Annotated in this window: 9 protein-coding genes; 7 read left to right on the top strand and 2 right to left on the bottom strand. The window is 56.3% G+C overall.

Annotated elements, in window-relative coordinates:
* Positions 1-25: 25 nt before the first annotated feature.
* On the bottom strand, positions 26-838 hold the full coding sequence (locus ACAW74_RS16035; protein ID WP_370699217.1) for a polysaccharide biosynthesis/export family protein: 813 nt from the start codon (positions 836-838) through the stop codon (positions 26-28).
* 21 nt (positions 839-859) lie between these two features.
* The gene (locus ACAW74_RS16030; RefSeq protein ID WP_370699216.1) at positions 860-2,140 is read right to left on the bottom strand and encodes a nucleotide sugar dehydrogenase; all 1,281 of its coding nucleotides are present in this window, start codon (positions 2,138-2,140) and stop codon (positions 860-862) included.
* 571 nt (positions 2,141-2,711) lie between these two features.
* On the opposite strand from ACAW74_RS16030, the gene ACAW74_RS16025 reads away from it, so the two are divergent.
* The 7 genes from ACAW74_RS16025 to ACAW74_RS15995 form a co-directional block, all read left to right on the top strand.
* Complete coding sequence (locus tag ACAW74_RS16025) at positions 2,712-3,155, top strand: YkvA family protein (protein ID WP_370699215.1); 444 nt, start codon at positions 2,712-2,714, stop codon at positions 3,153-3,155.
* An 89-nt stretch (positions 3,156-3,244) separates the two neighbouring features.
* Positions 3,245-3,445, top strand: coding sequence for a Sec-independent protein translocase subunit TatA/TatB (locus tag ACAW74_RS16020; RefSeq protein WP_015330686.1), 201 nt, complete (start codon positions 3,245-3,247; stop codon positions 3,443-3,445).
* Positions 3,446-3,588: 143 nt separating this feature from the next.
* Positions 3,589-5,031 (top strand): Asp-tRNA(Asn)/Glu-tRNA(Gln) amidotransferase subunit GatA, encoded by a 1,443-nt coding sequence (gene gatA / locus ACAW74_RS16015; RefSeq protein ID WP_370699214.1) that lies wholly within the window; start codon positions 3,589-3,591, stop codon positions 5,029-5,031.
* Positions 5,032-5,117: 86 nt separating this feature from the next.
* On the top strand, positions 5,118-6,722 hold the full coding sequence (locus ACAW74_RS16010) for a lytic transglycosylase domain-containing protein (RefSeq protein ID WP_370699213.1): 1,605 nt from the start codon (positions 5,118-5,120) through the stop codon (positions 6,720-6,722).
* 104 nt (positions 6,723-6,826) lie between these two features.
* Positions 6,827-7,414, top strand: a complete 588-nt coding sequence (gene ruvA, locus ACAW74_RS16005) for a Holliday junction branch migration protein RuvA (protein WP_015330683.1) — start codon at positions 6,827-6,829, stop codon at positions 7,412-7,414.
* A gap of 211 nt (positions 7,415-7,625) precedes the next feature.
* Positions 7,626-15,179 (top strand): T9SS outer membrane translocon Sov/SprA, encoded by a 7,554-nt coding sequence (sov, locus tag ACAW74_RS16000; RefSeq protein ID WP_370699212.1) that lies wholly within the window; start codon positions 7,626-7,628, stop codon positions 15,177-15,179.
* 348 nt (positions 15,180-15,527) lie between these two features.
* A partial coding sequence (locus tag ACAW74_RS15995; protein ID WP_370699211.1) for a PKD domain-containing protein occupies positions 15,528-15,965 on the top strand: 438 nt, incomplete at its 3' end.

The raw sequence follows: 15,965 nt of genomic DNA, 5'->3' as shown, positions 1-15,965 counted from the left end.
GGGGTTAAGAATTGAGGAAATACATCTACCTTATCAGATTCAAAACAACGGTGGCAATGAGGGTAAGCCCACTGACGATCACAGGTACGTAGGGAAACAGCTTGCTGGCCTGTATTTTCTTGCCATTTTTCGCTTCTACGTAAATCATATCGTTGGGTTTGAGGTAATAAGCCGGCGAGTCGAACAAGGATCGGTCGGTGAGATCGACCCGGATAAACGCCCGTTTGGTGGCGGTCTCGCGCACGACCAGCACATTCTCCCGTTTGCCGTAGACCGTCAGGTCACCGGCTAAGCTGATGGCCTCGGTCAATGTGATTTTCTCGTTTTGGACCGTGAATACCGACGGTTGCTGTACCTCGCCCAGCACCGAAATTTTGAAGTTGAGCAGCCGCGCCGAAACGTAGGGTTCCCGAAGAAACGCCTGTAGCGTATCGCGCAGCATGGTTTCCAGTTCGCTCAGCGTGCGCCCCGCCACCGGCACCTGATTTAGTTTGGGGAAGTGGATCGTGCCGGCCTCACTTACCCGGTAGCCGATAGGCAGGTTGTTGCTGTTTTCGCGGCCAGCCACGCTCCCTAGCGACGCGACACCGGGACGGCTAAAGGGATTGAACGTCATATCGGCATCGGCATTCAAACTCGACACCGATATGGCCAGGATATCCCCCGCCTGTAGTCTGTAGGTATAGGCAGGCACATGGCTGGGCCTTACAGACGCGCTATCCTGATCGGGCTGCTGAAAATAGGTCATCACATCGCGGCGCGTTTGCTTTTTCGATTGCGCCCAGGCGATCGGCGAGCCGACGAGACAACAGAGAACGATAAGGATAAAAAGACGCATTCAGTATTGAATTAGAAGAACTTAGATTCGCATCGACACTTTCGTCCGGTCGAGTACCGACTTCAGATCATAAATAATCGACAACTCGCTGCGGCATAATTCCTGTAGGTCCAGGGTCAGGAATTCCTCGTGCGCCACGGCCAGAACGACTCCATCGTACTGGCAGCGGCCGGGCTGCTCTACCAGCCGGATGCCATAGTCGGCATACACGTCATCGGCACTGGCCCAGGGGTCGTGGATGTCGACTTTCATGCCGAAGCCCGTAAGTTCCTGGTAGATGTCAATGACTTTGGTGTTACGGATGTCGGGGCAATTTTCTTTGAACGTCACGCCAAGCAGCAGCACCGACGAGCCCGCTATCGACAGGCCCGCCCGGATCATGGCCTTAACCAGTTTGTTGGCTACATAAATGGGCATGTCGTCGTTGACGCGCCGCCCCGACAGAATCACCTGCGGATGATACCCGACACTTTGGGCTTTATGAGCCAGGTAATAGGGATCTACGCTAATGCAATGCCCCCCCACCAGACCGGGCCAAAACTTCAGGAAATTCCATTTGGTGGCGGCAGCTTCCAGCACGTCCATGGTGTCGATGCCCAGCCGGTCAAAAATCAGAGCCAGTTCATTAACAAACGAAATATTGACGTCGCGCTGCGCGTTTTCGATGGCTTTGGCAGCTTCCGCCACTTTGATCGATGGGGCCAGGTACGTTCCTGCTTTGATGATCCGGCTGTATAACTGATCGACATAGCGGGCAACGGCAGGTGTTGACCCCGACGTAATTTTCAGGATCTGCGATACATTTCGCTCCTTGTCGCCGGGGCTGATCCGCTCGGGCGAATAGCCACAGAAGAAATCCTCATTGTAGCGCAACCCGCTGGCAGCCTCCAGCACCGGCACGCAGTCTTCTTCAGTGCAGCCGGGATAAACGGTTGATTCATAGACAACCAGATCGCCTCGTTTCAGGTGTGCCCCCACCATGCGAGAGGCAGCCAACAGCGCCGTCAGATCGGGCGATTTGTATTTATCGATTGGTGTGGGCACGGTTACGATGTAAACCGTACAGTCGGCCAGATCGGCTACATTGCCCGTAAATCGAACATGTGCACTGTCGCCGAAAGCGGTTTCAGACACCTCCCGGGTGTGATCAGTTCCCTTTTTGAGTGCGTCGACACGAGCCTGATTGATATCAAATCCAATGGTGGGCCATTCTTTCCCGAATTCGATCGCCAAGGGCAAACCAACGTACCCAAGGCCGATAATGCCAATTTGCAATTGACCAGATGAAAGCTGGAAAAGCATATAGTTGTTGAGCGTTACGGCAAGCTCAGGCGTACAGCAAATCTAACCTCAAAGTTAGACGAAAAATACTCATATGAAACCTGTAGAACCAAAAACTTGCACTATTGACATACTAACTAGTAAGAACCATGACTCTTGTTGCCTTTTTCATGGATTTATGAACTAATGATAAAGGCGATAATCCACACAAGCTGATAGCCCTGAATAACCGGACAATGGAGTGTTCTGGGGCATCGGGCTAGTGCCGGCACCTGTGAATCTATGGATTCACTCTTTGTACGCCGAATAGACGGGTATCGTTCGGAACGCCTCCAATCGCTCTTCGTCCTCTCTGCTTGCCCAAGAGCATCGGCAAACCTGGATACGTTACCGGCTACAAGCTGGTGAATGAATCGATAAAACCGGTCTCTATGCGAGCCTCGTTCGTCGGAATTTCAGCGCTTGAGGGGGCGGGTCAATCGAAAAGGCCAATGTGATCTGCTTTTCGGAACACTTTTTCGCTGGCAAACTTGTTATACGTCTGTTCTGTCATCGGTGACAGTACACATTCACTCGAACAACACTTAACTCAATGGCCAAAAGTAGTCTTATTGCCAAGGTACTCAGTTCTATTTTCTTTCGCCGCTCAACTCGTCGGGCGGGTCGTTACGCTAAAAATGGCCTCGGCATGCTGGCGTTGATCCGGGAGGCGCTCAACAAAAGCAAAAGCGTGTCGGGCGATGATGGCGTCGGGTTTCGGGAGCAAATTGGCTTGCTGAGCCGCCTGGTAAAAGCTTACGCATCAGGCGACTATCGCCAGATTTCGACCAAAACCATTGTTTCGGTGCTGGCATCGCTGGTTTATTTCGTATCTCCCATCGATGTGATCCCCGACGTGCTGCCGTTTGTTGGGTTCGCCGACGACATCGCCCTGATGGTGTGGCTGTTCAACTCCTTGCAGAACGAACTGATCAACTTCCGCAGTTGGGAACGCGAACAAGCCCGGGTAACGGGAAAAGTTATTGACCTTGAGTAAGGACAACCGTTTTTTCAGTTTAATCTGAGAAAGAATCCATACCCAAAACATTTTCGTATTTTTGTCAACGTGTTAAAACAAACTCAATCATGATTACAGCATCCATTTATGCAATTATGGGTCTGGGCGGTCAAGAGATGCTGCTCATTTTCTTAGCGCTATTATTGTTCTTTGGTGCCAAGAAACTGCCTGAACTGGCCCGTGGTCTTGGTAAGGGTATCCGCGAGTTTAAGGATGCTACCAAAGACGTCCGCGAGAACATCGAAGACGGCCTTAAGGAAACGAAGTAACCGCTCATATAGCCATATGCTCACAACCGGACGCCCCCAGGACGCCCGGTTGTCTGTTTTTAAATTAGTCTGGGATCTTTCAACGTTTCCGGTTAGCCCCTCTTCAGCAGGGAGCCCATCGCGGTAAACGGAACCTCTTTTTCATGCCTTCACTGTACCGTTCTTTCCGCGCTGTTCAGGCCGATCTGGCCACGGGTACGCTCACCTGCCGCCAATTGGTCGAGCAGTACCTCACCCGCATCAACGACCATCAGCACCTCAACGCCTTTACCGAGGTCTACGCCGACGAAGCCCGGCAGCGGGCTGATGAACTCGATGCCCGACGCCTCGCCGATCCCGCCTTGATTGGGCGACTGCACGGAATGGTTATCGGCATCAAGGATGTGCTGAGTTACGCCGGGCACGGCCTTCGGGCCGGTAGCCACATTCTCGACGGTTTCAACGCGCAGTTTACGGCAACAGCCGTAGAACGGTTGCTGGCCGCCGATGCGATCATCATCGGGCGGCAAAACTGCGATGAGTTTGCGATGGGGTCCGCTAACGAAACATCGGCGTTTGGCCCCGTACGGAATACCGCCGACCCCGACCGGGTGCCGGGCGGCAGCAGCGGCGGCTCGGCGGTGGCAGTGCAGGCAGGTCTTTGTCTGGCCAGTATTGGCTCGGATACGGGTGGCTCGGTGCGGCAACCGGCAGCGTTTTGTGGCGTTGTTGGCCTGAAGCCTACCTACGGCCGCATCAGTCGCTGGGGGTTGATCGCCTACGCTTCCTCGTTTGATTGCATCGGTCCCATTGCCAACGATGCCTACGACGCCGCGCTCCTGCTGGAAGTGATGGCCGGCCCCGATGCATTCGACAATACGGTAGCCCAGCAGGCGGTGGAAGCCTACAGCACGGCAACCCTGCCCGATCGGCCGTTGCGCATTGCGTATCTGCTCGATGGTGTAGAGAGCGACGGGGTGGCTCCGGCTATCCGCCAGGCAACCCAGGCCGCGATCGATCGCCTACGTACCCAGGGCCATGCGGTCGAGCCGGTGTCGTTGTCATTGCTAAAGCACCTTTTACCAACCTATTACATTCTGACCACCGCCGAGGCCTCGTCGAACCTGTCGCGCTTTGATGGCGTGCGGTATGGTCACCGGACCCAGGCCCCCGTGGCCGACCTCGTAGCGATGTACAAACAGAGCCGCACCGAAGGTTTTGGGGCTGAGGTACGTCGGCGGATTCTGCTGGGTACGTTCGCGCTGAGCGCCAGCTACTACGATGCCTATTATACCAAGGCGCAGCAGGTACGTCGGTTGGTGCGCAACGAAACCGAGCGGATCTTTGCCGAGTATGACTTGCTGCTGATGCCCACGACGCCCACAACGGCCTTCCGGCTGGGCGAAGAAAACGACGATCCGGTAGCGGCATACTTAGCCGATATTTTCACCGTTCAAGCTAATGTGACGGGGTATCCGGCCATCTCGATTCCGAATGGCACAGACCTTGATGGGTTGCCCATTGGCCTGCAACTGCTGGCACCTCCTTTTCAGGAAGGATTACTAGTGGCTATGGCCGACGCCCTGGAGCCAACCGTCGCGGTTTGATGATTAGTCTCTTTGAGCTATTGGCTTTGCTTACCAGTGCGCGTACATCCTTCCTCCAACGAACTCGTAACACGTAAATGACCCACATGACGAAACGACTGTACCAGCTTGGTTGCGGCTTTCTGATGAGCTTCACCGCCATGCTCCCCCAGATGGCACAGGCTCAAGCCAACCGGCCCACACCGAAAGTGACCGTTCAGGAGGCCATCGCCGATACCATGCAGCTCGACTCTGCGTTTGTGGTTGAAGAAGTACTGAACCTGCCATCGGTACCGGAAGCACTGCTTCGGGAACGGCTGCCGCGGCTGCAACGCCAGATTCCGCTGCCGTACAACCGGGTCGTCCATAATTTCATCGATTACTTCACCTACCGGAAGCCCAGCTATACGCGCATGGTGATGGAGCGGATGCCGTTCTATTTTCCGCTCTACGAAAAGACGCTCGCCAAGTACAACATGCCCGACGAGCTGAAGTACCTGTCGATCGTCGAGTCGGCTCTGAATCCGCGGGCGATGTCGAGGGTGGGTGCGGGTGGCCTCTGGCAGTTTATGCCCTACACCGGTCGTGATTTCAACCTTAATATCGATGACTACGTTGATGATCGGATGGACCCCGTGAAGGCCACCGAGGCGGCTTGTCGGTACCTGAAAGATCTGTATCGCATTTTTGGCGACTGGGAATTATCCATGGCAGCCTACAACTGCGGGCCGGGGGCCGTGCGCCGGGCCATGCGCCGCACGGGTGGCACTACCTTCTGGACCTGTTACGAAGGCCTGCCCAAAGAGACGCGCTCTTACGTGCCGCAGTTCATCGCCATGACGTACATGATGAACCATGGCCCCGACCACGGCATTCACCCTGAACGGCCCGACTACCCGCTGGCCTTTGATACCATTCAGGTTAACAGCTACCTAAACCTGAAAACCCTCGCCGATCTGACCAATATGTCGCTGTCGGCCATTCAAAAGCTCAACCCTGCCATCGTCACCGGGATTCTGCCCGAATACACGCGGGGCCACGTGCTGCGTCTGCCCAGCGAGCGGTTCCATCAGTTCGAGACACAGCGGCAGGCCATTATGGATTCGGCGTCGAAAATGCCGGTTATGATGGCCAATATGCTGCTGGCTCATAGCGAAGAGCTTACTCCCACCCGCGACTCCGTCAACGACCCGACCAACTGGCGGGTTGCCAGCCGCTGGAGTGACCCCACCCTGACGGCCAGTGCTAGCACGGCAGCAGCGGTGGTGGCCGAAAACGACATACCCGAGGCTGACGATCTGGAAGCCGTCGTCTTGAAAAAGCCCCGCAAGCTGACGCATACCGTGAAACGTGGCGATAACCTGGGGGATATTGCCGACCGCTACCACGTCGAACTCTATGACCTGAAGCAATGGAATCACCTGCGCTCTACCAAAGTGCGCGTGGGGCAGAAGCTGCTCATTCTGCGTGAAGCGGGTGAAACCCACACCGAGCGCATGGCTCAGCAGGGTTCAGACCACAAGGGGCATCGAAAAACGGCTGCCGACGAACGGGGTGGCCGGGTCAAAGCTAAATACCACCGTGTGCAGAGCGGCGATACCCTCTGGAATATCTCACAACGCTACGGCGGCATCCCGATCGACAAGCTCAAAAAGATGAATCACATCAAGGGCAACAGCGTCAAGCCGGGCATGAAGCTAGTAGTGGGGTAATTGATAGTGTACAATGTATAATGAACGATGTACAATGGCTATGCGCTACTGTACAACTGCGTCAGCCCATTGTACATCGTTCATTATACATTGTACATCAAGTTATGATCGCTTATCTCGACGGCACCTTGTCGTATAAAGAGCCTGCCTATACCATTATCGACGTAAAAGGCGTTGGCTACGAAGTCTTTATCTCGCTACAGACTTACTCGACGTTGCCTGGCGGCGGCGATAAGGTAAAGCTGTTCATCCATCATCATTTTCGCGAAGACAACCAGACACTGTTCGGTTTTGCCAACGCCGACGAGAAAACGCTGTTCCGCGAGCTCATCAGCGTCAGTGGCGTTGGGCCCAATACGGCGTTGGGTATGCTATCAGCGATGTCGCCACAAGACCTGCGCCTGGCCATTATGAGCGAGAACGTTCGGGCTGTGCAGGCTATCAAAGGCATCGGGGCGAAAACCGCGCAGCGTATTATTTTGGAGCTGAAAGACCGTATGAAAAAAGCCGGGCTACTTCCCGACGTACCTACCTACCGGCAGCAGGCGGGCAACCCCGTTCGCGAAGAGGCCCTTGCCGCGCTGGTCGCCCTGGGTTTCCCCCGCCCATCGGCCGAGAAAAGCGTGGACGATATTATTCGCGCCGAGCCCGAGCTGAGCGTGGAAGACATCATCCGGAAGGCGCTTCGATAAGTGTCTGGTAGGGCCTTCAGGGGCTAAACTTATCCCCTTTCGGTACGTAAGTCAACCCTTTGCGCTTAACTTTTAATTCTTATCTAATACCTGATACGATTGGCCCGGTTTTAGCCGTTGTGTTAACGGCTAAATCTACTGCCTTGTTTATTCTTTTGATTATACACCAGACATGGTGAAGCGTTTTACCGGCCAACCCTTTTCATTTTCAATGCATTACGCGCCTATCCTATACCGCGATGGGCGTTGGCAATATACCTTTTGCCTGTTGGCAACGCTCACCTTGTTGCTAACGCTGGGCAGCAAACCGGGTCGGGCGCAGCAAACACCCCGGCGGGGACGCAACACACCAACCGCCCCAACCCGAACACCCGAGCAAATCCGGGCGGCCAACGACTCGGCGCGGGCTGCCGCCAGAGCCGCTGCCCAGGAACGGCAGGATAGCCTCCGGGCCATCAAAAACGCCAACCGCCGCCCCACCCTGAAATGGAGCGATCGCTACGCCACCCGCTTTTCGGAACGCCTGCCCCGATCGCCTTACCAGCTGCGTGACCCGCGCTCGCTGAACACGGATTTTCGCCTGCAGCCCGACAAGTCGATGACCATCAACGAGCGGCTTGCTCCCCGTCCTGGCATCGGCAACGTAACCGGCGATTCGCGTAATAACGTACCGGCGGCTCCCAGCCCAATCATTGCCGCGCCGATCACGACGCCGTCTAATAGCCTGACTGGCAGCCCCACCCGCCCCATTGGCCTTCCCTACCGTCCCGGTGAGGCAATTCCTTATTCAGAGTTCAACCGGTTACAGAACGAGCGCATCGAAGACCGGCTCTTTCGCGAATATGCCGCCCGGCGCGACGGGCAAAGTGCCGTCAGTGGCCGTGGTTTGATCCCGAAGCTGGAAATGCCCCCCATTCTGGACCGAATTTTCGGCGGGAATAATATCGACTTCAAACCCAACGGCTTCGTATCGCTCGACCTGGGTTATCTCCACCAGTTTATCGACAACCCGGCCATTCCGGTGCGACTGCGGAGCCAGGGAAATATCATTTTCAACGAGCAGATCAGCATCAACTTCAATGGGCAGGTTGGTGAGCGGCTGGGGCTGTTGGCCAACTTCGATACCAAAGCCAGCTTCAACTTCGAGAATGCGCTGAAGGTCAACTACCGCCCGCAGGGCCTAATACCGGGCATTGGAGCCAACGGCCTGCCCAACTTGCCGCAGGTACCGGGCCTGCCCAATCTGCCCAGTTTTGGCAGTGTGCAGCCCAATCAGCAGTTGCCGTTTACGCCCCAAAACGAGAGCATTCTGCAAAACGTGGAAGTCGGCAACCTGAGTTGGAACATCAACAGTCAGCTGATTCCCGGCGTGCAAAACCTGTTTGGGATTAAGCTGCAAACCCGCTTCGGCAAGCTGAATGCCACCACGGTGCTCTCGCAGCAACGGTCGAAACGACAGGAGATTGTCCTGCGCGGCGGGGTGGCCAACCGTCAGTTTGAGATTCGGGCCGATCAGTACGACGAAAACCGGCATTTCTTCCTGTCGCAGTTTTTCCGGGCCAACTACGAGCGCTCGCTCCGCAGCCTACCGGTGCCGACCTCCGGTGTGACGGTGACGCGCCTTGAAGTGTATGTGACCAACCGCACCAACACCACCGATCAGCTGCGTAACATTGTCGGGTTTGCCGATCTGGCCGAACCGGCTCCGTTCAACAGTAGCAACCCGGCTATCGGCAATGGCTTGGGAAGCGGCTCGCCCGCCAGCAACGGGGCCAACGCGCTGTTTACGTCACTGCGCAACAACCCCTCCGCCCGGCAGGTCGACCAAACGACTGACGTGCTCGACAACACGCTCCGGCTCCAGAAAGGAACGGATTATGACCTGCTGCGCGGGGCCAAACGCCTGACCGAGCGCGAGTATCGCTTCAACCCCGAACTTGGCTATATCTCGCTGGTAACAGCCCTGCGAAACGACGAAGTACTGGCCGTTTCGTATGAATACACCTTTCAGGGCAAACGCTACCAGGTGGGCGAACTCACGGAAGATTACCAGAGCGAAAGCGAAGACCGGGTCATTTTCCTGAAACTCCTGAAATCATCGACCATTCGGAACAACCTGCAAAATCCGATGTGGAACCTGATGATGAAGAACGTGTATTCGCTGAACACGAATAACATAGCACGGCAGGGATTCCAGTTTCGGGTGATCTACAAAGACGATCAGACGGGGATCGACAACCCGACCTTGCAGGACGTGCTGGTGGGTATACCACTGGTGCAGGTGTTCAACCTCGACCGGCTCAATCAGCAGTTGGACAATCAGCCCGACGGTAACTTCGACTACGTGGAAGGGTTCACCATCGACAGCCGCAACGGTAAGATCTATTTCCCCGTGCTGGAGCCGTTTGGCAACTACCTCGCGCAAAAGATTGCCAATGCTGCCGACAACGGTGGCAACCCGGCGCAGTTGCAGAGCAAATACGTATTCAGCGAACTTTACCGCACCACACTGGCCGATGCCCAGCAGATTGCCGTGAAGAACAAGTTTTTCCTGAAAGGAGCTTTCCAATCGGCGCAGGGGCAGGGCGTTGATCTGCCCTACGGTGTCAAGCCCGAATCGGTGCAGGTATCGGCCGGCGGGGTGCCGCTGGTACCGGGGCAGGATTACGTGGTCGACGCGCAACGGGTACGTATCCTGAACGAGAGCGTCAACAATTCGGGACGCGAAATCCGGATCAGCTTCGAACTACCCGACCTCTTCCAGAATCAGGTACGTACCCTGATTGGCACGCGGCTCGACTACCGGCTGACGCCCGAAATCAACTTCGGTGTGACGGCCATGAACATGCGCGAAACGCCCGCGGGCTTCCTGACGCGCGTGGCCATCGGCAACGAGCCAGTTAACAACACCATGCTTGGGTTCGACGTGAACCTGCGCCGCGACTCGCCCGGCCTCACCCGCCTGCTCGACCGGCTACCGCTGATTCAGACCAAAGAGCCATCAGCTGTTCAGTTTACATTCGAAGGAGCCGAGTTTATCCCCGGTGTGTCGAAGCAGGTGAACAACAACGCCTTCATCGACGATTTTGAAGCTACCCGCACCATCTTCGACCTAACCCGCCAACCAAACCGCTGGCGGCTGGGCGCGACCCCGCAGGATTTCCCGCAGGGCAGTACCAATTCGCTTGAATCGGGTTTCCGGCGGGCGCGTATTTCGGCCTACAGTATCGACCAGACCCTGTATCTGGGAGCCAACGCCACCGGTGGTGTCGACGTCGGGAACGTACCCAACGACGGCAACATCTTCGAAAAGCCGTTTTTGCCCAACGAACTGTTTCCGGGCCGGTCGATCCGGCAGATTCAGTTGCCCGAAAACATCCTCGACATCGCCTATTTCCCGGCGGAACGAGGCATGTACAACTACAACCCCGACCTGAATTCCGACGGGACGCTCAAAAACCCACGGCAAAATTTCGGGGCCATTACGCGGGCCATCACGTCGGATGCCGATTTCGACAATGCCAACGTCGAGAACATCACGTTCTGGATGATGAACCCCTTTAGCGGGCAAAACAACCTGGTGCGCGGCAACCCCGACAACACCATCCCGAACCAGCGGCCCGGCTCAGGTACGTTGCATTTCAACCTCGGCGACATCTCGGAAGACGTTGTCAAAGACGGTCGTTACAACTTCGAGAACGGCATTCCCATCGACAGCAGTAACGTACGGCTGGGTGGCGGTACGGTCGAGACGGTTTGGGGGAAAGCGCCCCGGCAGCAGTTCGTCACGCAGGCGTTCACCAATCAGGAGGGGGCGCGGCCCAAGCAGGACGTGGGTCTCGATGGGCTGAACAACGCCGAAGAGCAGGCCAAATTCAAGCCGTTTCTGGATGCGGTGCGTGCCAACGTCACCAATCAGGAAGCACAGCGGCGCATCCTGGCCGACCCCTCGGGCGATGACTTCCAGTTTTATCTGGGGCAGCAGGCCGACTCGGTACGTTACATTGTAGCCCGCTACAAGCAGTTTATGGGCATGGAAAACAACTCGCCCGAAAGTGCCAACGACCTTAACAACCTGACCACCCCCGCCTCGTCGATTCTGCCCGATATTGAAGACCTCAATACCGACAACACCATCAACGAAAACGAGGCCTATTACGACTACCAGATCGACATCAACGAAAACTCGTTTCAGGTCGGTAACCGCTACATCATCGACAAGGTGACTGCTTCCGGGGCCGACTGGTACCTGTTCCGTATTCCGGTGCGCGAGTTCAACCGGCGGGTGGGTAACATCAATGGCTTCAAGTCGATCCGGTTTTTCCGGATGTATCTGACCAACTTCGAGCAGCCGGTAGTGCTTCGGTTTGCGCAGTTGCAGATGGAAGCCAACCAATACCGGAAGTATAACGGCGACCTCACGCAGGTGGGCTTGCAGGAAGTGCCCGAACCCTACGACGCCCAGTTTAAAGTGTCGGCGGTCAACGTGGAAGAGAACAGTCAGGGTGGCGCGACCAAATACAAGTATGACGTACCGCCGGGCTTCATCCGCGACGTCGATTACACGCAGCCCAACAACAACGTGCAGCTCAACGAGCAGTCGATGGCGCTGAGCGTAACCAACCTGCGCGACGGCGACTCGCGGGGCGCGTTCCGTAACACCAACTTCGATTTCCTGTTCCGCGAACGGCTGAAGATGTTCGTGCACATGCACAGCCCCGATCCGCAGATTGACGGGCAGGTATCGGCCTTTATCCGTATCGGGACCGACTACACCGAGAACTATTACGAGATTGAAGTTCCGAATCTGAAATCATCGCCAATCGGCGACATTCCGTCGGATCAGATCTGGCCCCTACAGAACGAGCTGGACATTGCCTTCACCGAGTTGACGGATCTGAAAGCCGCCCGTAACAAAGCCCTGACGCGCCAGACCCGATTACCGTTCACGCAGCCGTCGCAGTTGCCGGGCCCGTCCGGGCAGCGTTACCAACTCACGGTGGTGGGTAACCCCGACCTGAGTTCGGTGCAAAGCGTCATGATCGGGGTACGTAATCCACGGGTTGCCGGGGGCGATGAACAGGCCAAAACCTTTACGATCTGGGTCGACGAACTGCGGGCTTTTGGTATCACACAGAAGTCGGGCCGGGCCGCCATTGGCGCGCTGAACCTGCGCATGGCCGACGTGGCCACGATCACAGCCTCCGGGCGGTATTCGAGCGCGGGCTTCGGCGGCGTACAAACCAAACCGACCGACCGGACCCGCGAAGAAACGACCGAATATGGCCTATCGGCGGCACTGTCGATCGACAAATTTTTGCCCGCCAACTGGGGGTTGAAAATTCCCGTTTACGTTAATTACGACGCCCGCCTCGTCACGCCGCAGTTCAACCCACTTGACCCCGACACGCCGCTGGAACAATCGTTGGCAAGCCTGCCCGAAGGCAACGTACCCAGCCCGGCTGAATACCGGAAGCTGGTGCAGGACAACACTATCCGTCGCGGGATTAACTTCTCGAACGTACGGAAGATCCGGCTCAATCCCGACGCCAAAGCCCGGCCCTGGGACATCGAGAATTTTGGCTTCAACTATGCTTTCAACGACATTCGCCGCAGCAACATTCTGACGGGTGAGTACTTGCAGGAACAGTACCGAGGTGGGTTTACGTACAACTTCACGAGTCAGCCACGGGCGTTCGAGCCGTTCCGCAACGTGAAGAGTCTGGAACGAAAATACCTGTATTGGCTGCGCGATTTCAATCTGACGCTGCTACCGACGGTGGTATCCGTGCGGGCCGATGTGGACCGGAGTTTCATCAAAACCCAGCTTCGCAACAGCGACCTGACCACCAATGGCATTCCGGCGCAGTTTGAGAAGTACTTCCTCTTCAACCGCTATTACGACATCACCTGGAACCTGACCAAAAACCTGGTGGTGAGCTACCGGGCGGCGGCCAACGCCATCATCGACGAACCGCAGGGCGACATCAACACCGAAGCCAAGCGCGATTCGGTATGGCGCAGTGTGAAGGGTCTCGGCCGGATGAAAAATTACCAGCAAACGATTAACACCACGTACCGCGTACCGTTCGACAAATTTCCGATCGTCAACTGGATGCAGGCCGATCTGGCGTATAATATCGGCTACCAGTATCAGGCCAATTCGTTCGGCATCAGAGATTCGCTGGACATTCCGTTCGGGAACACGATCCGCAACAACCGCGAAATCGGCATCAACGGGCGGGTCGATCTGGTGCTGCTCTACAACAAGATCAAGTCGTTGCGCTGGGCCAACACGCCCAATGCGCCGAAGCTGAACTTTGCCCGGAACCCCGGCAGTATTCAGGAGATCAACCCCGGCGGCAACCGGCTGGCCAAAGCGTTTGTGCGCGCGCTGCTCACGGTACGGGGTATCAACGTCAATTACAGCATTCAGGAAAACACAGTGCTGCCGGGCTTCCTGTCGTCGCCGAGTCTGTTCGGGCTCGACAGAGGCGGCGAGCCGGGGCTACCCTTTGTGCTGGGCGATCAGAACCACGACATTGCCGCCCGGCTGGCCCGGAAAGGGTTGCTGTCGCCGAGTATCGTGCAGAACGCGCCATTTACGCAGTCCATCACCCGGAAGTTCACGGCCAATACTACGCTGGAGCCCTTCCGCGATTTCCGCCTAAACGTAAACGCCAACTACAATCGCTCGGACAGCTACCAGGAGTTTTACCGGCCAGCCTTGCAGGGTGCCCAGTTCAGCAGTCAGGCGCCGTTGCGCAATGGCAGCTACAGCATGTCGTACCTGTCGTTTGGCACGACGTTCGTAAACCTCCGCCCCGACAATACCTCGCCCATCTTCGACCGGTTTGAAAGCTACCGCGATATTATCCTGCGCCGCCTGCAAGCCGATAATCCGGCCGTGCGCGAAAACCCCGGCGCTTACAACAAAAACTCGCAGGACGTGCTGATCCCGGCGTTTTTCGCAGCCTATAGCGGGCAGAATCCGCAGTCGGTGAAGTACTCGCCGTTCTACAGTATTCCGTTCCCCAACTGGGACCTGAACTTCAGCGGCCTGAACCGGGCGAAGCCGTTCAACAAGCTGTTCAGCTCGTTTAACCTCGTACACCGGTACGTATCGAACTATAGCGTGGGCAACTTCACGTCGTCGCTCAGTTACGAGGCGCAGTACGTGAATCTGGCAGTGTCGGGTTACCCGCTGTCGCGTTACATCAGCAGCGGTGATCCGGTCAACCCCACCACGGCGGGCAACTTCATTCCCGTGTTTGTGATGAGTCAGATCAGCATGACCGAGCGGTTTGCGCCATTTGTGGGGGTACGTTTCCAGACCCGCAACCGCTGGAATGGGGCGCTTGAATACAACCGCTCGCGCGATGCCGCGCTGAACCTCTCGAACGCGCAGGTGGCCGAAGTCACGACCAAAGACGTGACGGCCTCGCTCGGTTTTACCAAGCAGAACGTACGCCTGCCGTTCCGCATTAACGGAGCCGTGCGTCGCCTCAAAAATGACCTGACGTTCAACCTGGCCCTGACCCTGCGCGACACCCGCACGATTCAGCGCAAGCTCGACGCCGAGCAGACGATCGTAGCGGGTAACGTCAACTTCCAGTTGCGCCCGCAGTTGAGCTACGTGGTAAACCGCCGCCTCAACGTCAACTTCTACTTCGACCGCACCTTCAACGACCCGCTTGTGTCGAACAACTTCATCCGGGCCACTACGGCGGGCGGCGTTCAGGTACGTTTCAACCTGGCCGAGTAAGCCGACCGATTTTGGTATCACCAGCGATTTTCGTCTCAAAACGAGGGCCTGTCTGCTGTAGTGTGGATCAGCTCTCGTTTTTTAGCCTTTATGCGCCCTTCTGCCCCTGGCATCAGCCCATATGATATGTACCGCTGAGTGACTTTTCTTGACTGCAACTGTCTAGTTACTAGATTTATGATGTTAACTAACCATTTGTATACAAACGTTGTCAGTTGGTTGGCTTAGCCTGCTTACCAGTGTGAGTTGGTTTTTTGCGCTTCAGTAACCCTATCACCCATACTAGTTTCTATCGATCAAATGTCTACGCACTTCTCGAAGTTGTGTCCGTCAGGTTACAGCTTATCCATGAGCCTCCTGTTCCTATGCTGGTTGGGAAGCGTCGCTGGGTTTGCCTTTACACTTCCTACTGGCTCTGGCAAGGTATCCACTTCAAACCTGGCGGCCAATCTGCCACCGGTCGTTGTCGCCACGTCAACCTCACTAACGGGTGCCTCGCCTCTGAGTGTAACCTTCACGGGTAGCGGTAGCAGCGACCCCGATGGTGACGCGCTCACTTATGAGTGGCGGGACGCCGATAACTTCAGCACCCTCTCCACCCAGGCCAACCCCGTGCTGACGTTCACGCCACAAACACCCCGGGCCAACACGGTCATCACCAACTTCAACGTCCAGCTCGTAGTGCGGGACAGCAAGGGGCTGGCCACGTCCAGCCAGGTGTTCAAGGTGTCGCTCACCGCCGCCAACCGACCGCCCGTAGTCGTCGCCACGTCAACCTCACTAACG

Origin of the sequence: Fibrella musci (assembly GCF_041321105.1) — a bacterium.
GTDB classification, from domain to species: domain Bacteria; phylum Bacteroidota; class Bacteroidia; order Cytophagales; family Spirosomataceae; genus Fibrella; species Fibrella musci.
Note: the sequence above shows the minus strand (reverse complement) of the source record. Positions and strands in the feature narration are given on the sequence as shown.

Bases quoted from the DNA above. Each gene is read 5' to 3' on its own strand.
- ACAW74_RS16035 (WP_370699217.1), bottom strand. From the start codon at position 838: ATGCGTCTTTTTATCCTTATCGTTCTCTGTTGTCTCGTCGGCTCGCCG.
- gatA (WP_370699214.1), top strand. From the start codon at position 3,589: ATGCCTTCACTGTACCGTTCTTTCCGCGCTGTTCAGGCCGATCTGGCC.
- sov (WP_370699212.1), top strand. From the start codon at position 7,626: ATGCATTACGCGCCTATCCTATACCGCGATGGGCGTTGGCAATATACC.
- ACAW74_RS16025 (WP_370699215.1), top strand. From the start codon at position 2,712: ATGGCCAAAAGTAGTCTTATTGCCAAGGTACTCAGTTCTATTTTCTTT.
- ACAW74_RS16030 (WP_370699216.1), bottom strand. From the start codon at position 2,140: ATGCTTTTCCAGCTTTCATCTGGTCAATTGCAAATTGGCATTATCGGC.
- ruvA (WP_015330683.1), top strand. From the start codon at position 6,827: ATGATCGCTTATCTCGACGGCACCTTGTCGTATAAAGAGCCTGCCTAT.
- ACAW74_RS16020 (WP_015330686.1), top strand. From the start codon at position 3,245: ATGATTACAGCATCCATTTATGCAATTATGGGTCTGGGCGGTCAAGAG.
- ACAW74_RS16010 (WP_370699213.1), top strand. From the start codon at position 5,118: ATGACGAAACGACTGTACCAGCTTGGTTGCGGCTTTCTGATGAGCTTC.